The following is a 17646-nucleotide window of genomic DNA, read 5'->3' as shown; positions in this document are numbered from 1 at the left end:
TTAATAAGATGTTAAATGACAATTTGCACGCTATTGTGGTGTTTAAAAAAGGTTTAGACAAGATTACAGGGTGGCTCACACAAGCTACCGCCTAAATTCCGCCTGAGTCCCGCCCTGTTTTTTTTAATCCATTTTATTCATGCTCATCGGAACACGCATCAAAGCGGTCGGTGTATAACCCCAGTTCCCGCTCCAGTGTTTTCCCTGTCACTTCCATGTCGAGATCAATGTATTCCATCGTCGTTGCGACATTACGATGCCCCAGTAATCGTTTCACCAGCGGCAGGTTGCGATCCGGCGATTTCATCAGCGTTGAAGCCACCGTGTGACGATACCGGTGCGGGGAGACGGCAAAATCACACTCTCTGGATAACCGGCGGAAAAAAGAGCGGAGCTGTTGTTTTTCCCGGTTAATATCGTATTTGTAACGGGAAAGCCGGCTTGGGTGCGGCACACTTAACCGGCTGAGGTCAAAAATCGGATCATCCGCTTTCGCGCCGGCGGCCACCGCCCGTTCAATCAAATGTGCCAGCCGGGGCTTGAGAGGCTGGACAATCGGTATCTCCCATTCACTGTGATTCTTGCTGCCTGCCAGACCCAGTTCAATCGAATTTCCTTCCAGATTGATATCCCGCACCCGCAGGTGCAACAACTGGTTCTGGCGCATCCCTGTAAAACGTAGAGTCGCCAACACCGTTGACCAGTACCAGGTCGGATACAGGGCACAACGCCCACCCTTTGGCGTTGCCTGGATCCTTTCTTCCTCCGCGAACTTTCCCATCAACAAATTAATACGGTTTACCTGCGATTCACTCAGAATTTTCTTCTTTTTCTTCGCTTTTTTCACCACCGCGTTATTAAATGGGTTCTCTGTATGAGGCAGCAATTTTCGTTCCATGCCAAAATTAAAGATGGCCCGTAAGTGCGCCACCTTATTATTCCAGGTATGGCTCGACTGTTTTTTCTCCAGCAAAAGATGACGCCGCCACCGGAGCACCTCTCGGTGAGTCACCTGCGCCGGTGAAGTTGTATCCCCCATAAATTGTATAAAACCCCGTACGACCTTCCGGTAACTCCACTCGGTATCCGGTCTCAGGATGTGTGAAAAAAAGTACTCTTCTAATAGCTCTTCCCAATTGAACGTTTCTGCTGTGTGCAACATCTTCTTTTTCCCTCTGTTATCACACCTTCATGGGATTTCTGTTCATAAACCCCATGAAGGTGTCAAAAATACAAATAACCCTTTGAATTATTTTCTTTTAAATGATGATGTTAGGTAACTACAGGTGACAATACTTCTGTCGCCCATTCCGATCGTTTGATCAGTTTTACATCATGATGGTGATTTTTTCCGTCAGACTGCCTCTCGAAATCAATCATTTGATTGAAATAATGACAACAATGTCTGAGTATCGTCCGTCATGGGCGGAGATGAACGGGTCATTTCACCGGCGGGGAGGATCGTTGCTGTTTCTGGGGTAATGGCTGATCCGGTTTCAGAAACAACAGTCGCCTCTGTCTCGGTGGATGGAGTAATCTGTTTATCCAAGGGTGAATGAACCTGTCCGGCTGCTTCCTGAAGCAGCGCATCAATCAGCGGCACCGTGGACGGACGGCCATTAAGATGCTGCATCAGGCAGTACCAGACTTCCGGTACGGAAACCAGCCACGTCATGGCTTTTTCCGGTAACAGACTGGCTGCCAGAAACACTTCCTGAGGGGCAGATGGTATGTTTCCCGGGAGATGAAAGCGGAAACGAAAGGGTTTATCAGGCACACAGACCCCCGGTTGCCAATGATGCCCGTCTTCCAGCGCCCCTTCCAGTTGCCGCAACAGCGGCAGGTGGTAAAACAACGCGGCCCAGAACACCACTGCCTGCCACAGCAGACTTTGCGCTGCCTGGGTTTCCGGCGGAGCCCCCGGAGGCAGCATATGTCCTTTCGCCAGCCGTATCGCACAAGTGGTGAATGCCAACGTCAGGTCAGCAAAGCCCCCCAACGCTGACCACTTCCCTGCCGGTGTTGCCGGCACCTGTTGGACACTGCCCAGCAATTGCTTCACCGGTGCAAGGTAAAAACGCTGATACAGCCCATCAGGGAGTGCACTGTTTTGCCATAATTGCTGAAGATATTGCCGGCGCAGGGGCGTTGCTAACAATTCGTCCGCTGATTGGGGTTGAAAATACCCCCGACAATCTTCCGACGAAAATGATTTGGGCTGTGGGCGTGTCTGTCGGATAAAACGGGATTTAAAACGCTGAAACATGATGCTTCCTCTTTCGGTTCAAAGGTGGCTCAGTGTCGGTGAATCCCGGTCGGAAACAAGGCTCAACTCTTTTTACGGAAATGAAAATTAAGCGGATTCGATTCATCCCCTGATCCACTTAACCCCTCTGCTTAATTTTCATCATCACCATCGGGTTTACCGTCATTTAAAAATAAAAAACGCCCCGAAAGGCGTGATGGTTGAAAAAAGACGTTCAGGCGGCGATAAGCTCCGCTTCCCGCAAGCGCTGAAACCAGTTACCCAGATAATGGGCGGGGGTATAACGGTGACGCGCACTGTCCGGCTCTCTCAGGACATCCCCGATAGTGACTCTGGCCGGAATGCCGGTCAGCGAGAGCTGGATGTAGGCCATCACCGCTGCCAGCGGGTCAATATCAATGACGTGAACCCACAGGCTGCACAACGGATCATGCCCCTGCGCTCTCAGCTCTTCAGCCACCGCCAGTGTCATACAGCCCGCACCGCAGCACGGTTCCTGTAATGTGACAAACGGTTTTTCCTGCAATAAGGCAGAAATATCCGCCATCTCCAGTTTTGCCATCATGCTGGCCACACTCCAGGGCGTGAAGAATTGCTGAAGATCTTTATCACCCAATTCCAGCTGCATAAACACACTGCCGAGAAAATCATTGGGTTCCTGCGCCAGTCCGAGTACCACATGGGAAAATAGCTGTACGATCCGGTTCATATCGGCCCGCTCGTACCGGTTAATGGTTTTCAGGTAATACTGCTCCAGCTCTTCACTGAAACAATACTGATTGTGGATCGCCGCCATGGCGCAGTTGCAAAAATCCCGGAAGACCTGATAGCGGGAATGATGACGTGCTGTTTGCTTAAACAGTGAAATAAAGGCTTTCTGATGATCCGTACGGGATGCCATTGCGTGTTTTCCTTGCAGAACAAAAAGTGAAAAAAGGAAAACACGCCCCGAAAAGGGAAACAGTTCCCCTTTCGGTTGACGTGGTCAATGCGTATAAAGTGAATCAGTGAAATAACCGGTTACTGCCCGACGGCAATCGCCGGCAAGGCCGGCGCCGTTTCCGCCTGCTCATTGGTGACCAGATACAGTGCTGGCCGGTGTTGGCCTGATTGCCCGTAGCCGCTGTCCACATGCTCGCCCTGGTCATAACAGTCGTAGCCTTTGAGGCTGCCTGACGCGTCGCTGTACCAGTGGCGGATTTCACAGTCAAATATCGCGGACAGTTCCCCCATCAGCTCCGCCGAAGGCGGTGCCCAGGGCGAATCAAACCGCACCGTTAAGCTGCTGACATTGCGGCGCTCCCAGCGGACATGGTGACCAAATGGCCATTCCAGCCCGTATTGCGCTGCGTAAAACTGCGCCGTGGTGGGAATGCCTTTCAGTAAGCCACTGTTGCCGTTGATTTCGGTAGCCAGATTCGTTGCCATCATCATCAGCATGTCACAAGGCTGAGCCGCCTGCGGATACGCATTCAGTTTATCCCAGCAGGCGCCGATATCCGGTGTCTCCGACCAGCCCACCAGACCAAACCAGTCGGTATACTGGCGGGTCAGCAGACGGGCGATAACATCCCGTGCCGCTTCCGGCACGTTGTCCCAGGACATCAGGCTGAGACCAGATTGCCGGTACAGGTTATCGATGCGTTTAATATTGTCCGTATTCAACGGCACATTCTGCTGCAACAGCAACAACCACTGCTCAAAGGCCAGATGCTGCGCCGTGGGTGCCGCCGTGCCGCGCACCAGCGCCGGGTATGGGGTGTACGTTTGCGGTTTGGTGGGTTTGAGTATCCCCGCACAACCGGCCAGAAACAGGCGTAAGCTTTGCAACACCGCCTGACGATAACGGGGGACTTCTTCCCCGCAGACCCACTGTTGCATCACATCGATACAGACGGATTTGCCGGTGATTTCCAGTTGATTGGTGCACCATTCTGCCATGGTTAAGTTCCTCACTTGAATGATAAAAATAAACCGGAGGAACCACCCGGTCGGGGCGCAGTTCCCCCGGTGGGTAGATTGAACAAAAAGGATTACTGCCCGGTCTGCCTGAACACCCTGTCAGCCAGACCACTGTCAAAAATCACCGTCAGCTCATCGTGGATATCCAGATAAGGTGTACTACGCGGGATAACCTGCGTGTTCAGCCGGGTTAAGTCGTATTTATCCACCAGTTCGTTAATGGCTTCTGACGGCCGGACTCCGCTGGCTATCAGTGCTACCACCGTGTCGGTTTCACACAGCGCCGTATCCGTCAGATTCAGACCGAAATGCCGTTTCAGCAACGCCGCCGCAATGACCTGCCAGACCGTTAAACGTAATGTGTCCATCATGCGGCCACCGGAATACTGACCGATACGCCGTGCCGGAGAATATCCCGCACGTCACCACACTGCTCATAACGGGATGACACTAAGTGCAGTGACAATAAATGCGCCTGATGCCATAACGCACGTGCTGCCAGCGTATTCTGCCAGCTTTGTTCAAGCATCGCGGCCTGGCATAACCGCTGCTGTTGTCGTTCCAGTGACAGACGTTCCGACGTAAGCGTGGCCGGCTGCGCCCAGACAATCTCTTCCTCAAACCGGCCGCCGAGCACGTTTCTGTCCTGCGCGTCAACAATCATCACCGTCTGAGGGAAAAAAGTACCTCCCCGCTGACCGGATAACTGCGCCGGCACCGGCCAATCCCCCAACAGATGAATGACCTTCAGACGTTGCACTACCTCTGTCATGGTGGCGGCTTCACAGACCATCAAGGTTTCCGTCAGCAAGGACTGTGGCGCTGTCAGATGTTGTCTCAGGCCGGTGACCTGAGCGGTAAACAATGCCTCATGTAATACAGTGCCGGCATCATCCGGCGCCGGTAAAAAAATAGGGTTCATGATGGTGTTCCTTGATTTCACGTTAAATAAAGAAAACACCCGCCCGGAACCGGGAAGGTGTTTTGGCTTCCCTGGTCAGGCGCTTAAGAAAAGCGTTAACAGCCTCATGGGCTGATAACGTCAGTGATGATTATTGTTGTTATGGAGAAATGACGGACTGACAAGCGCTTCTTTAGGCTTCAGTGTCATGACCGTTCTTATCAGGTCATTTTCCGGGTGCTGCTGCGCGTACTCCTGCAATGCACAGAACCGATACGCTTCCTCATTCGGTTCATCCAGCACCGCAACACGTGCCAATACGATTGAGGTAACCGCCAGTCCGAAGGCATCAGCGGAGAGCGTCACCGTCAGTTGTGTATCCGGCAGGTAAACGGAATAGGTTTCCGCCCGCGTCGGCACCAGATAAACCAGTGATTCAAACACGTGTCGGCTTGTCCACTGTTCCGGCTGATAATCGCCGCATAACGTTGATGCGGTATTGGCCAGCAGGAATCCTAAAAACAACCGTTCCAGCGGGCTCTTGTCGGGAAACACGGCCAACAGCGCAAGACTGTCCAGCATAATCAGTTCATTATTTGGCATCACCGCCTCCCTTTAAGCCCAAAGCCGCCCGAATGCACTGAGCCTGAGGATGTTGCAGCGCATATTCCCGCAGATTACAGAACGGCTCAGCATACTCGCCTTGCTTCATGAGTGCGGCCAGATAACCGAATACGGTCAGGGTCACCATCAACCCGAACATATCAGCGGAGACTTTGCCGTTAAAGCCCGTCGTCTTGACGTTGACAACATAGGCATCCGACCGTGTTGGTACGACATAAGCAACGGTATCTGACACCTTTCGGCACTGCCACCGATCACGCCGGTAGTTTTCACATAGCACAGCGGTAGCTTTAACGAACGTGTGCTCCAACAGCATCCGCTCCAGTGAACGGGTTTGCGGAAAAAGGTCAGCAAAAGAGGAATGTTCAGACACGAGCGCAGTGTGCACCGTGGTCGGGGGTATATTTTGTTGCATGGTATTCTCCTGAATAAAAAACGGAGAACACCGACCCAATGGGAAACGTGTTCCCCGTTGGGTGACTGGCCGGTTGGCCATGATGGAAAAGAGTAGATAAAACAACCTTCATCGTCATCAGACTGACGATATCTGCTTCCAAAGGGGCGCAGATGTACCACACGATGGTGTACTCCCTTGCAGGCTACAGGAGTGTTGCTGTCGCTGCCCGAAGGTGATCCTCACAAGCGACCGGATCATTGATAAGTTTGACTACGCTAATCAACGGACATCATCAGGTCAATGGGTAATTCATTTTTGGGGATAAAAAATAAGGTTGGGGACAGGATGGGATTAGAATGATTTGCTTTGATGATAATACGCAGCAGTCAGTTATGAGCAGGCGCGGAAAGGTAATCCCCCCATTTTTAATCGGGCAGATAAGTAGAATCGGATAAGCGCTGAATATACTGCATCGGAGTAAAGCCATTCAGTGCCATATTAGGTCGTTCATGATTATAGAACCATTGCCATTGGGTCGCATATTCCTGTAACTCACTCAGCGAATAAAACAGATAGTGACCCAACCAGTCATAACGTACTGTCCGGTTATAACGCTCAATATACGCATTCTGTTGCGGTTTCCCCGGCTGAATAAAATTGAGGATGATATTTTGTCTCTCCGCCCACATTATCAATGTATTACCTGAATATTCGGGCCCATTGTCACAACGAATTGATGCCGGTTTGCCTTTCCATTCAATCAGTTGCTCAAGGGTTCTGACTACCCGGCTGGCCGGAAGGGAAAAATCAACCTCTATCGCCAGAGCCTCACGATTGAAATCGTCGATAATATTCAGCAGGCGCACTGAGCGACCGCCTGACAACTGATCGTACATAAAATCCATTGACCAGCTCTCGTTACTGCCAGCAGGGACGCTCAGGGACTCAGGTTTGTCGCGTTTCAGTCGCTTTTTCGGTTTTATCCTCATATTCAGCGACAGTTCGCAGTAAATCCGGTAAATCCTTTTGTGGTTCCAGGTAAAGCCTTTCACGTTACGCAGGTACAGATAGCACAGGCCAAAGCCCCAGTTTCGCTGGCTGTCTGTAATACGAATCAGCCAGTCAGCAATGCGCTGATTTTCCTGACTCAGTGCGCGTCGGTACCGGTAGCAACATTCGCTGACGACAAAGAGCTGGCAGGCTAGACGGATACTGATCCCCCGGTGTTTAACTGCATGCTGTGCCATCCGCTTCCGGTCTGATGGCTTCACCACTTTTTTGTCATCGCCTCCTGAATAATTTCAGCCTTAAGCCGCTCTTCAGCATACATTTTTTTCAGTCGGCGGTTCTCTTCCTCGAGTTCTTTCAGGCGACCCATTAATGCTGCATCCATACCACCAAACTTTGAACGCCATTTATAAAAACTGGCACTGCTGATGCCATGCTCCCGGCACAGTTCAGGAACCGGTGTCCCTGCCTCAGCCTGCTTGAGAATGGCGATGATCTGACTGTCAGTAAAACGTGATCGTTTCATAGAAATCCTCCTGTCTTCAGGTTAGGAGAAAATTCTACTTATGCATACACTGATTTTTCGGGGGGATTACCGAAACTGCTGGGATAATAGCCCAATGGAGCGCTTCTTCAGGAGCCTGAAAAACGAATGGGTGCCAGTGACTGGCTACATGAGCTTCAGCGATGCTGCTCATGCGATAACGGAATATATTGTCGGGTATTACAGCGCACTCAGGCCGCACGAATATAACGGCGGGTTACCACCAAACGAATCGGAAAATCGATACCGGAAAAACTCTAAAGCGGTGGCCAGTTTTAGTTGACCACTACAGACAGAACTATTCGGGTTAATTTAGATAATTTTGTTTTATTGTTTTCCGATCAAGTTTACCGACAGGGGTTTTTGGTAGCTCATTTACTAACTTAAATTTGTCCGGTAATTTGTATTCTGCAATTCCTTGCTCTCTTAAAAATGCTTTAATTTTTGGCAGATTAACTTTTCCTTCAGCAATCATCACTACACCAATTCTATGTCCCATGATATGATCTTCAATTGCAAAAACAGCAACTTCTTTAGCTCCTGGAAAAACGAATTAGTAGTTCTTCTAATTCATCTGGCGCAACCTTTTCTCCCCCTTTATTAATAATATCATTAGATCGGCCAATCACTGTTAAAGTACCATCAAGATTTATTTGAGCTACATCACCCGTACGATAGAATCCATCGCCAGTAAAAGACTCTCTATTTGCTTCAGGCGCATTAAAATAGGCTCCTATAGTATAAGGTCCATTCACCTCAAGGATACCTTGAGCAGGTCGTGTATGGATGATTTGCCCATTTTTATCTACAACACGATATTGATCATACATGGATAAGGGCTTACCTTGAGTTTGAAGTTTTACGTTCTCAGGATCTTTACGGTGGGTTTGTGATAAGAATCCTTCTCCCATACCATAAGATTGCTGAAGAGTGTTTGGAAAACGCTGCATAATAGCTTGAGCCAATTCCAAACTTACTTTAGCTCCTCCTACCTGAACAACTTCTAAGCTCGTTAGATTGCCTGTATATCTACTAACAGCATTGACCCAGCTATGTGCTAATGGCGGTACTAAAGCGACATGAGTTACAGTATATTGTGAAATCAAATCAAAACTTGTATCAGGACTGGGATCTTTCGACAGAATAACTTTTCCTCCTTTAGAAAAAATCCCGAAAATACCAGGACAGCCAAGTGCATAGTTATGTGCCATCGGCAGTGTGACTAAATAAGTGGAATTTTGAGTCATTTCAGCATTATTTGCAGCCAATTGAATATTGTAAATATATTCCGTATGATGTCGAGGAATCAATTTAGGAAGTCCGGTTGTTCCACCTGATAATAAGTAAAATACTGTGACGTCAGGATTAAACTGCCCAAGTTCATATGGTTGAGAGGAAAAATGGCTAATATCAACTGCACCATCACATTTACCAAAAGTAAATACCTGACTGATATTAGACTCAGAAGATAATACATTTCTAATCACGCCTGAATGTTCTTTCCCTCCAATTGACGTCGAAAATATAACCGAAGTTGCTCTACTGATATTCACAAAATGAATGATTTCAGCATGCCGATTGGTAGGTAAAGCCAACACGGGTTTTACCCCAATTATCAATAGTGCCAGCAGGCTTAACACAAATTCATCATTATTATCAGTTTGCAAAACACAAACATCATTATGTTTAAGGCCAAAATTTCGAAAAGTTGAAGCTAAACAACGAGATTCCAGCCAAAGCTGGTCATAGGTAAATTCTCTTGTTTCAGAAACTAATGCAATGCGTGTACGATATTTATTTACTAGCTCTGCAAACCAGTCCGTCATTGATTTGGATCCCAAACAACCTAATTTTCTATATTGACTAAAATCTTTCATCGTTAATAACCTTATTTTATTAAGACTTCAGAGTAAAACGATCTGGATCATCTATAACTGGGATCTAGTGATGCAGTTGGTGCTGATATATCTAGCAAAGCTCCACTTTCATCCTTAATAAGAAGGCGACGTTGACCATAGGGCAAATCACGTGGTGGTTCAATAATATTGAATCCAAATTTCTTTGCCTTCAAATAATAAGATTCAACATCTTCTACAATACAAGTTATGATAATCCCCTGACAAGATTTCTGATATACGTTTGGAATAAACTCACTCGTTCTTAAAAAGGCAGAAACTTGTCCATGTTTTTCAGAAGACATCGAGATAAACCAGTTAGATTCGTATTCAACATTAAAATTCAATAGGTTGACAAACAAATTACGTGTACTTATTAAATTATCAGTAAGAATGTTAGTTAGCATATGCGTTTCCTTTTTTAGGAAGTTACCTCATTAGGCTATGTTATTTGACATTTTGAATCTGGATGGGGATAGGATCTAATGTGTCAGGACCTATACCAATTCTTGTTTTATATGGATTATTCACTCTATGGTTCCTTTTAACTGCGGACAAGCTATTGTCACTTTTAGCTATCGTTATTAAATAATAGAATAGAATAAAATTAATGTAAGTTTACCTTATTGATAAAGTATGGATATTTTACTACACGTGAACATTAACAATCTCTGAATGTTGTTGTTTACTTACTATCTGCTGATTTCTTATTTGGTTATGTGATGATATACAAGTTTGATCATTATAATTTACCTCAATTAGTTGCCAGTTTAATGGAATAATACGGTAAAATTTTGTGCTTGTGCTTATAGGACGCGGTATAGACTGATGAGCATATTGCTGAGTTATCTGTTGCATATGTGATTCTGCATTGTCTGTATAATATGCCAATGCAGCACAACGCAACTGTTGCTCTCTTAGCATCATGGAAAAAATAGCATCTGCCTCTAAACACGATACAATTTCGATTTTGCCATGAATTAAAACATCAATTCTACCATTACTGATAAACAAAGATATAGTGGATGATTTTGCATTTTCTAATTGGCAACAAGGGACTAACAAATTCAGAACCAAACCATTACGGATCCCAATCAATTCCACTTTACACATCTTCGATAATGATAAAGTGCTCTGGTCAAGTATCATCAATGTTGCAGTTAAACTTTGTTCTGTCTGTGCTAGATTAAATCTATCAATAATATCTTCAATTTCTTTATCTAAGATATGGTATAAATTTGAACTGAATTCATTAAAATGACTCATTTTTTATCCTGCCTATTATCTTCTAATTCACCAAGTGGAAAATATAAGTCAAATGGCTTAAGTAATGCGCTGGATTTGATCACAATTTCTTCCAACTCATCTCGAGGGTTAGATAAACTAATAATTGCACCACCCGTCCCAATTGATACATGCTGTTGATTTATAATTAATGTTCGAATAACGATGCTAAAATCTGCTGAGCCATTCGCTGAAAAATAACCTATTGCTCCAGAGTAAACACCACGAGCAGCCGACTCAAATTTATCAATTAATTCCATTGCTCTGATTTTTGGAGCTCCAGTCATTGACCCACCAGGAAACGCATATTTTATGCAATCGACTGCATTTTTATCTTCTCTCAACTCAGCCCGAATGGTACTTACTAATTGATGAACTGTGGCAAAACTTTCGACTTCAAATAAAGGGCCTGATGTAACTTTGCATGCTTTTGCGACTCGTCCAAGATCATTGCGAACCAAATCGACAATCATCAAATTTTCCGCTCTATCTTTTTCATTACTAGACAAGTCTTTGATCATCAAAGCATCCTGTTGACCATCTGAGATACGCTTTCGTGTCCCTTTTATTGGTCTGCTTTCGGCAATACCATTACAACCTACTTTCATGAAACGCTCAGGAGAAAAACTTAGCACTGACCACTGCTTTAAACAACGAATAAAAGCGGAAAATGGAGTAGGGTTTTCTTTTCTGAGTGCACAATATAAGGATAAGTGATCAATATTTTCTTTTAAATCAAAAGTAATTTCATTCGTTAAACATATTTCATAACTCTCACCATTACGAATCTCCTCCTGACATGCTTCTACTAACTTAATATATTCACTCGCACTATGACGTAGTTTCAAATTCTCGGCGCGAGGGAAAATGAAATCATCCAAATTGGTATCAATCTTTATTTTCGCAATCTTAGTTTTTATCTCTGTCAACCATATTCTAGCTTGTTCGTATTGATAAATATTATCTTTTATAACTATCGCTATTGCATACCAACGATTTTTTTTGTGATCGCAAACAATAATGCGATTTGTAAATATCATAGCCGCATCAGGCATACTAGATTGATGAATAAAACCGCTAACGACTTCTTTTTTTAACTCATACCCCAAATAGCCAAACCAACCCGGCCTCACATCAAAAGGAAAGCTATATTCATTGTCATTCACGATCTCGGCTTCCTCTAGTTGCCTATGAAGCCAATCAAATATTCCTGTTTTTTCAATCGATTGTTTATCCTGATTGGAATTAACCGTCAGTATGTTCCGCCTAGTATCTGCTGTAACAAATAGACTTTCTTCTGAGCTGGCATCACCCATTATAGAGAAACGACCTCGCTCTGTGCTGAGATCATTTGAGTCTAACCAAAAGGCATATTCACTTTCTGTAAAAATTTGTTGAAATAAGGTTTCTGTACCTACCTTCAATTCATCCTCTTCAACCATCATCTGATAATAAACTTTATGTTCTTTAACAGTTTTTTTATCTACATCAATAGATTGATATGGGTAAGAAACAGGATTGGAGATGAAGTGAGAAGTACGTTTATAATCATATTGATGGCTCAATAAGCAAAAGTTTTCAATCAACTTGAAACCATACTCGCTACTCACCGATTCAGGGTGAAACTGACATCCCCAAAATGGCAACTCTTGGTGCGCGACTGCCATAAGAATATTATCATCTGTCCAAGCTAGTGGATGTAGTATTTCAGGAAGATCGTAAACAGCAAGTGAATGATAGCGGACAATCTTAAATCTCTGCGGAATGCCTTGAAAGAGATCATCACCAATATGATTAACTGAGCAGATTCGACCATGCATAGGCTCAGGTGCATGAGAAACTCTAGCCCCAGCTTCCAAACATAATCCCTGGTGACCTAAACAGACACCTAGCAACGGCTTGATGAATTCTCTTTGTTGTAAGACCTCTCGAGATATTCCCATATCAACAGCATTACCCGGATGACCTGGGCCAGGTGAAATTACAACAAGATCGAAATCCTGTAGCCAAGAATTACGCCAATCAGGACAGTCGTTCTTGATCACTGTTGGTTCGTGTTTTGTTACAGAAGTGAATAAATGAACCAGGTTATAAGTAAAAGAATCATAATTATCAATTATCAAAGTCTTCATAATACTTAATCCTATATCAGCAAATTAATGAGAGTATTTTCTCAGTCCAATCAGCGGAACGAAGAATATGTCGCTGCAACTTACCGCTAGTCGTTCTAGGTAATGAGCTGACAAAAATAATCTGTTTAGGAACCATGTAAGGGGCTAACTGAGTTCTTGCTAATTGCTTGAGTTCTTCAGCCAACGTCTGGGTATGTATGGAGCTGACAACATATGCATTAAGTCTACTTTGATCCTCAATGATAGATGTCGCCACACCCACATCAATAATTTCTTCGTGCTGTCGAAGCACATTTTCTATAGCTAAAGGAGATATTTTAATTCCACCAACCATTTCCATATCGTCTACTCGCCCAATATATTGAAAAGAACCATCATTTTGTCGAATAACTAAATCTCCTGATTTAAACCAACCATCCTGAAGATCTTTTAGGTTTTTATTTTCACAATTCAAATAACTTTGTGGAATGGTTGGACCTTTGACCCAAAGTTCGCCTTCATCACCATCAAGCAGCTTTTCTCCTTGAAAGTTTCGTACTGACAATTCGTAATTAGGCAAAGCATGGCCTAGTGAGTTATCAGGATTGTAATTTCCACGTGTACCGCAATAAGCATGACCTACTTCTGTTGAACCAAGCTGATTCAGCAAAGTAACTCCTAATTTTTGAGTTATTTGATCCCTTAGAGATGGTTGCAATGCTTCTCCGGCAGAAATTAAACAACGTAACGTCTTTAGGTACTGATTATCACGATATTTGAGCCAGGCAGCATAACCTGATGGTACCCAAAACATACAAGTGACACCAAATTGAAAGATAAGATCATTGATTTCATAAGCACTTGGGCGATGTTGCGTCAATAACGCAGCACATCCTGTCATAAGTGGAAAGACAAGGTTATTACCAAATCCATAAGCAAAAAATAGTTTGCTTAGAGAAAATAATATATCGCCTTCTGTAATGTTCAGCATACTGAACGCCACAGCATCACGGTAAATTAAAAAATCTTGATGTTGATGTGGTACTGCTTTCTGCTTACCAGTTGTACCTGAAGTAAATTGTACATATAAGGGAGCTATTGGTGACGGTTCAAAGAAAAACAGTTGCTGACCACAATTTACCGAATTCAGCAATGATTCTTCCGTCAATAGACTTATACCATGATAGTGATTCGCAATATTTTTTCGAACAACAGCCAAATTTGGTTTTAATTCGTTAACAATATCTTCATGATTTTTTGGTGGCAAATAGGGATTAACGAGCAAGGCGGTTGCACCTAAGCGAGCACAGGCGAGGAACAAAGCAACATAATAGACACTGTCATCTAAGCCAATGACGACTCGGCACCCATTGGTAATGTGATGCTCACTTAACAAATTCGCAATACAACGTGCCATACGATGCAACTCTGCATGTGTGTAATTACCATGTGGGTTCATAAAGGCGATCTTTTCATTCCAATGATTTAGTTCACTAAGTACTTCGATTTCATTAGCGATATTCATCGTGATAACCCTCTATATTATCCGTGCTATATTCAGTAATAGAGCAATATATCCCTCCAAGAAACGGGCTGCCCAATGTGGACGAAATCGTAAATCTGAAGCCGCCATAATGACTCGCATTCCTTCTTGAGAAGGTATCAAAGCCAGATCAAGATCAAAACGTCTCGCTAAACCATTTGGAGGATCAATGGCTAAAGCCTGTAAGCTCGTAAAAGATTTCAACTGCACTATATCTGTTAGAAACAACTGAAATACAACATCTCTGATTGAATCTAAGGAAACAGTCCCAGTAGGCAACAACTGATATGGTAAAGACTGATGTGCAATCGCCCCTGAGATCATTGTTCGTAACTCAGAAATTACATCATGTATCGATGAATTTTGATTGATACGAGTTCGTAAGATCACCATATTGGATAAAAATCCAATCACGTCTTGATAGTAAGTTCGATTGGTTAGCAGTGTAGCAACCGCCAAATCAGACTGCCCAGTAAGTCGATATAGATACATCATGAAAGCAGAAAGTAAGACGCTATAAAGGCTCGTATTGTTGGCTTTCGCCAAATTCTTTAGTTGATGCTCTGTGTTACTATCAATATGCCCTCGGTATAAAGTGATAGTATCCTGCGCCAAAGGAACAGATACTTCCCGATTTCGTCTTGGCAATTTAGGAAACTGCACATTTTTCAACGATTGTTGCCAAAACTCTATGCTGTTGCGGTATTCTTGACTATTTAAATACGTTTGTTCCCACTCCACGAACTCACTGAATTGGTGGGAAATTTTCGGTAAAACCTTCTGCTCGTAAGCCTGACCTAACATTTGGCTGACCAACCCACAAGATACTGCATCAGTGATTAAATGGTGTTGATTAATACATAACACATTTAACTCATCGGCCAAACGCCATAAAGTTACACGATAAGGTAATTGGTTGAGTTCAAAATGATGTCTTAATTCTTCCCGTAATGCTGAATTTAATTCAGGAATTAAGTTCAGATCTGTTTCTTGAGAATTACTTATGTCGAGTGTAATCTCTTTTATATATGCTATTTCCTTATCAACAATATATCGTCTTATCTTTTGCCCTTTACCAATGAAACGAGTCCGATATACCTCAACTTGATCAATAATAAGTTGCCAGGCCTGAATTAATCTCTCTTTATCAAGCTTTCCTTTTAGTCCAATGATAATTGGACAATTCAGTGCTCCATACCTGCCTTGATAATGATCCATCAACCACATCATGCGTTGACCAACTGATACAGGTAATTCTAATTGAATAAGGGGCTTATTCTTCATGGCAAAGACTCCCTAATTAATGGTATGCAATTTTGTCGTAAGAGCTGTTCGGCTTTTTCTATTAATGCTTGAGCATGCTCTACTAAATAGAAATGATCGCCAGAATAGGTCAATACTTCTATCGGGGTTGAACTAAAACTTTGCCATCCTTGTAAACATTCAATATCAATATCAGGATCATTATCTCCCCCACACACAATTATTTGAGTTGTCAGTTTGATTGATAAATCAGGTTTATATTGTTCTATCAGTTGGTAATCGAATCGTAAGGGTGGGGTCAATATATTCATCAACTCTTTCTGCTGAAGAATATCAATATGGGTTCCACCAATACGAACCATTTCCTGCCACAACTCAAGAGCTGTTTTTTGATGAAATTTTGAGGAAACAATTTTATTTAAAGGTGGGTGGCTGGAAAGTATGATAGCAACGGGAGCCATATTGATTTTTTCTAACCGATGACACAATTCAAATGCAACCGCCGACCCCATACTATGCCCTAATAAAACATAAGGCATATAATGGAACCGATGTAAAAATACTGGTACTAATTCACGCATCAATTGATCCATTGATGTATAGCATTTATCCCCCATACGTTCCTCTCGCCCGGGGTATTGAATTGCATATAAGCCTAGTTGTGGTGGTGTCTTCATACCCCAGGCACGAAAAAAACTCGCATTTCCTCCTGCATGAGGCAGACACACTAATCCTCTATTCGGTTGTACTCTCTCATAATGACGAGGTGGACTGATTTGGATTACCGAATGAGTCATTTGCGAATGGATATTAAGCATATTGACACCTTTAATCTTTTACATGAGCAATCACATTTTTACGCACCGGATTGTGCGGTAGGCCAATTTGACTGGATATGGTAGACCACAAACGACATACCTCTAGATGACGCTGTGCTCTGACTAACCATTGTGACGATTGGCGCTGTTGATGAACTTGACAAATTAATTGTGCGATCGCTGTAGGCCAATCTTGGTACACCACATCGGAGAAACTCTTATTTGGTAGTGAAATGAGTTGTTTCATCAAATGTTGTTCCACAACATCTTGCTTTGGAACCCTGGGACTTGGCACCCAGAGCAGAGGTCCTTGTGTATCAATTAATATGAGAGTCCCTGTATCTGCTGTAGCATCTATACGTAATAATAAACGAGTGGAATCATCGGGATCATTTGCATCCATCGTCATATCTATGCGCAAACCAAAACTGATATTAGAATTAATCTTTCCGGTAATACGTGTAAATTCAGGAGAGACTTTATTATTTGATTCATAATCAGTTACCTTACAGTATGGTTCCCCTAAACCAAATAAAAGATCTAGTGCGGCAAACGCAACTTGATAAGCACAGGTTATTTCTACGTGGCCTAATGAATCCAATGCCATGAGTTTTCGAATTTCAGATAAAGTTTGTCTGACAGAAGCTAATTGATCGTAAAAAGTATTAAGATAGTAACACTGTCCATATTTTCTAGCGCAGAGGATATTCTCAACCAGTTCTCGCTCATGAAGAGGGTGTTCTTGTATTACATCCATACCACAACTCAACATATACTGAGCGATATCAGAACCATTACCCCCAAGTAATCCAGAACGAACTACTACACATGCCAATTCCGCAGTACCTTTGATACATTCATTTTGGACTAGTCTTTTTACCCCTAATTTTTTTGCCAAACTTTCACTTTGATGATTCCCCCGCCCAATAATGCCAGCGAGCTTATAAGGCGTTTCCTCACGTAAAAGGGCTTGTGCATATAAAGCACCAAATGTAGCCCCGCATACGATAGCCCGAAGTTGTTCTCCCAT

At 43.7% G+C, this 17646-nt stretch carries 19 protein-coding genes and 1 pseudogene; 1 reads left to right on the top strand and 19 read right to left on the bottom strand.

Annotation, left to right across the window (positions count from 1 at the left end; genetic code table 11):
• Positions 1-133: 133 nt before the first annotated feature.
• From BDD26_RS05630 to BDD26_RS05590, 10 genes are all read right to left on the bottom strand, one after another.
• Positions 134-1162 (bottom strand): tyrosine-type recombinase/integrase, encoded by a 1029-nt coding sequence (locus BDD26_RS05630; protein WP_115825803.1) that lies wholly within the window; start codon positions 1160-1162, stop codon positions 134-136.
• A 210-nt stretch (positions 1163-1372) separates the two neighbouring features.
• On the bottom strand, positions 1373-2266 hold the full coding sequence (locus tag BDD26_RS05625; RefSeq protein ID WP_115825802.1) for a TraI domain-containing protein: 894 nt from the start codon (positions 2264-2266) through the stop codon (positions 1373-1375).
• Positions 2267-2480: 214 nt separating this feature from the next.
• Positions 2481-3167, bottom strand: coding sequence for an N-6 DNA methylase (locus BDD26_RS05620; protein WP_115825801.1), 687 nt, complete (start codon positions 3165-3167; stop codon positions 2481-2483).
• A 119-nt stretch (positions 3168-3286) separates the two neighbouring features.
• Entirely contained in the window at positions 3287-4207 is a 921-nt protein-coding gene (locus BDD26_RS05615; RefSeq protein WP_115825800.1) for a DUF1281 domain-containing protein, read from the bottom strand.
• A 92-nt stretch (positions 4208-4299) separates the two neighbouring features.
• Positions 4300-4599 (bottom strand): TA system toxin CbtA family protein, encoded by a 300-nt coding sequence (locus BDD26_RS05610; RefSeq protein ID WP_425330423.1) that lies wholly within the window; start codon positions 4597-4599, stop codon positions 4300-4302.
• Complete coding sequence (locus BDD26_RS05605) at positions 4596-5150, bottom strand: hypothetical protein (RefSeq protein WP_115825799.1); 555 nt, start codon at positions 5148-5150, stop codon at positions 4596-4598. The genes BDD26_RS05610 and BDD26_RS05605 overlap by 4 nt, the downstream gene beginning before the upstream one ends.
• A gap of 120 nt (positions 5151-5270) precedes the next feature.
• A complete protein-coding gene (locus BDD26_RS05600) occupies positions 5271-5732 on the bottom strand; it encodes an antirestriction protein (protein WP_115825798.1) in 462 nt (153 codons plus the stop codon).
• The gene (locus tag BDD26_RS05595; RefSeq protein ID WP_115825797.1) at positions 5722-6168 is read right to left on the bottom strand and encodes an antirestriction protein; all 447 of its coding nucleotides are present in this window, start codon (positions 6166-6168) and stop codon (positions 5722-5724) included. The genes BDD26_RS05600 and BDD26_RS05595 overlap by 11 nt, the downstream gene beginning before the upstream one ends.
• Positions 6119-6331: a hypothetical protein gene (locus BDD26_RS19470; RefSeq protein WP_170140346.1), complete on the bottom strand. Its 213-nt coding sequence runs from the start codon at positions 6329-6331 to the stop codon at positions 6119-6121. The genes BDD26_RS05595 and BDD26_RS19470 overlap by 50 nt, the downstream gene beginning before the upstream one ends.
• Before the next feature lie 244 nt (positions 6332-6575).
• Positions 6576-7684, bottom strand: a protein-coding gene (locus BDD26_RS05590) for an IS3 family transposase (RefSeq protein ID WP_115825796.1) whose coding sequence is annotated in 2 segments (ribosomal slippage) — positions 6576-7432 and positions 7432-7684 — 1110 coding nt in all. Because the reading frame shifts where the segments join, the coding sequence is not laid out codon by codon here.
• 73 nt (positions 7685-7757) lie between these two features.
• Here BDD26_RS05590 and BDD26_RS05585 point away from each other — a divergent pair.
• Positions 7758-7985, top strand: a pseudogene (locus BDD26_RS05585) (integrase core domain-containing protein); the annotation flags it as partial.
• Positions 7986-8009: 24 nt separating this feature from the next.
• On the opposite strand, the gene BDD26_RS05580 reads toward BDD26_RS05585, so the two are convergent.
• The 9 genes from BDD26_RS05580 to BDD26_RS05540 all read right to left on the bottom strand — a co-directional run bounded on the left by BDD26_RS05580 (position 8010) and on the right by BDD26_RS05540 (position 17646).
• Positions 8010-8201, bottom strand: a complete 192-nt coding sequence (locus BDD26_RS05580; RefSeq protein ID WP_115825795.1) for a hypothetical protein — start codon at positions 8199-8201, stop codon at positions 8010-8012.
• A 34-nt stretch (positions 8202-8235) separates the two neighbouring features.
• Positions 8236-9579, bottom strand: a complete 1344-nt coding sequence (locus tag BDD26_RS05575; RefSeq protein ID WP_115825794.1) for an AMP-binding protein — start codon at positions 9577-9579, stop codon at positions 8236-8238.
• A 47-nt stretch (positions 9580-9626) separates the two neighbouring features.
• Positions 9627-10004, bottom strand: a complete 378-nt coding sequence (locus tag BDD26_RS05570) for a VOC family protein (RefSeq protein WP_115825793.1) — start codon at positions 10002-10004, stop codon at positions 9627-9629.
• A 241-nt stretch (positions 10005-10245) separates the two neighbouring features.
• Positions 10246-10863: a hypothetical protein gene (locus BDD26_RS05565; protein ID WP_115825792.1), complete on the bottom strand. Its 618-nt coding sequence runs from the start codon at positions 10861-10863 to the stop codon at positions 10246-10248.
• Positions 10860-13013, bottom strand: a complete 2154-nt coding sequence (pabB, locus tag BDD26_RS05560; protein ID WP_115825791.1) for an aminodeoxychorismate synthase — start codon at positions 13011-13013, stop codon at positions 10860-10862. Before pabB ends, BDD26_RS05565 begins: the two co-directional genes overlap by 4 nt.
• A 16-nt stretch (positions 13014-13029) precedes the next feature.
• Positions 13030-14517: an AMP-binding protein gene (locus BDD26_RS05555; RefSeq protein ID WP_115825790.1), complete on the bottom strand. Its 1488-nt coding sequence runs from the start codon at positions 14515-14517 to the stop codon at positions 13030-13032.
• A gap of 12 nt (positions 14518-14529) precedes the next feature.
• Positions 14530-15819, bottom strand: a complete 1290-nt coding sequence (locus tag BDD26_RS05550) for a condensation domain-containing protein (RefSeq protein WP_115825789.1) — start codon at positions 15817-15819, stop codon at positions 14530-14532.
• Positions 15816-16616: a thioesterase II family protein gene (locus tag BDD26_RS05545; protein WP_115825788.1), complete on the bottom strand. Its 801-nt coding sequence runs from the start codon at positions 16614-16616 to the stop codon at positions 15816-15818. The genes BDD26_RS05550 and BDD26_RS05545 overlap by 4 nt, the downstream gene beginning before the upstream one ends.
• A gap of 10 nt (positions 16617-16626) precedes the next feature.
• Positions 16627-17646 carry a Gfo/Idh/MocA family oxidoreductase gene (locus BDD26_RS05540; protein ID WP_115825787.1) on the bottom strand — a complete coding sequence of 340 codons (1020 nt, stop codon included), beginning with the start codon at positions 17644-17646 and terminating at the stop codon, positions 16627-16629.

The sequence above is a fragment of the Xenorhabdus cabanillasii genome (genome assembly GCF_003386665.1).
GTDB lineage: Bacteria > Pseudomonadota > Gammaproteobacteria > Enterobacterales > Enterobacteriaceae > Xenorhabdus > Xenorhabdus cabanillasii.
This window is presented reverse-complemented; position numbering and strand designations above follow the sequence as displayed.

Bases quoted from the DNA above. Each gene is read 5' to 3' on its own strand.
- BDD26_RS05595 (WP_115825797.1), bottom strand. From the start codon at position 6,168: ATGCAACAAAATATACCCCCGACCACGGTGCACACTGCGCTCGTGTCT.
- BDD26_RS05580 (WP_115825795.1), bottom strand. From the start codon at position 8,201: ATGGGACATAGAATTGGTGTAGTGATGATTGCTGAAGGAAAAGTTAAT.
- BDD26_RS05615 (WP_115825800.1), bottom strand. From the start codon at position 4,207: ATGGCAGAATGGTGCACCAATCAACTGGAAATCACCGGCAAATCCGTC.
- BDD26_RS05620 (WP_115825801.1), bottom strand. From the start codon at position 3,167: ATGGCATCCCGTACGGATCATCAGAAAGCCTTTATTTCACTGTTTAAG.
- BDD26_RS05550 (WP_115825789.1), bottom strand. From the start codon at position 15,819: ATGAAGAATAAGCCCCTTATTCAATTAGAATTACCTGTATCAGTTGGT.
- BDD26_RS05610 (WP_425330423.1), bottom strand. From the start codon at position 4,599: ATGATGGACACATTACGTTTAACGGTCTGGCAGGTCATTGCGGCGGCG.
- BDD26_RS05575 (WP_115825794.1), bottom strand. From the start codon at position 9,579: ATGAAAGATTTTAGTCAATATAGAAAATTAGGTTGTTTGGGATCCAAA.
- BDD26_RS05600 (WP_115825798.1), bottom strand. From the start codon at position 5,732: ATGCCAAATAATGAACTGATTATGCTGGACAGTCTTGCGCTGTTGGCC.
- BDD26_RS05605 (WP_115825799.1), bottom strand. From the start codon at position 5,150: ATGAACCCTATTTTTTTACCGGCGCCGGATGATGCCGGCACTGTATTA.
- BDD26_RS05565 (WP_115825792.1), bottom strand. From the start codon at position 10,863: ATGAGTCATTTTAATGAATTCAGTTCAAATTTATACCATATCTTAGAT.
- BDD26_RS05625 (WP_115825802.1), bottom strand. From the start codon at position 2,266: ATGTTTCAGCGTTTTAAATCCCGTTTTATCCGACAGACACGCCCACAG.
- pabB (WP_115825791.1), bottom strand. From the start codon at position 13,013: ATGAAGACTTTGATAATTGATAATTATGATTCTTTTACTTATAACCTG.
- BDD26_RS05555 (WP_115825790.1), bottom strand. From the start codon at position 14,517: ATGAATATCGCTAATGAAATCGAAGTACTTAGTGAACTAAATCATTGG.
- BDD26_RS05630 (WP_115825803.1), bottom strand. From the start codon at position 1,162: ATGTTGCACACAGCAGAAACGTTCAATTGGGAAGAGCTATTAGAAGAG.
- BDD26_RS05570 (WP_115825793.1), bottom strand. From the start codon at position 10,004: ATGCTAACTAACATTCTTACTGATAATTTAATAAGTACACGTAATTTG.
- BDD26_RS05545 (WP_115825788.1), bottom strand. From the start codon at position 16,616: ATGCTTAATATCCATTCGCAAATGACTCATTCGGTAATCCAAATCAGT.
- BDD26_RS05540 (WP_115825787.1), bottom strand. From the start codon at position 17,646: ATGGGAGAACAACTTCGGGCTATCGTATGCGGGGCTACATTTGGTGCT.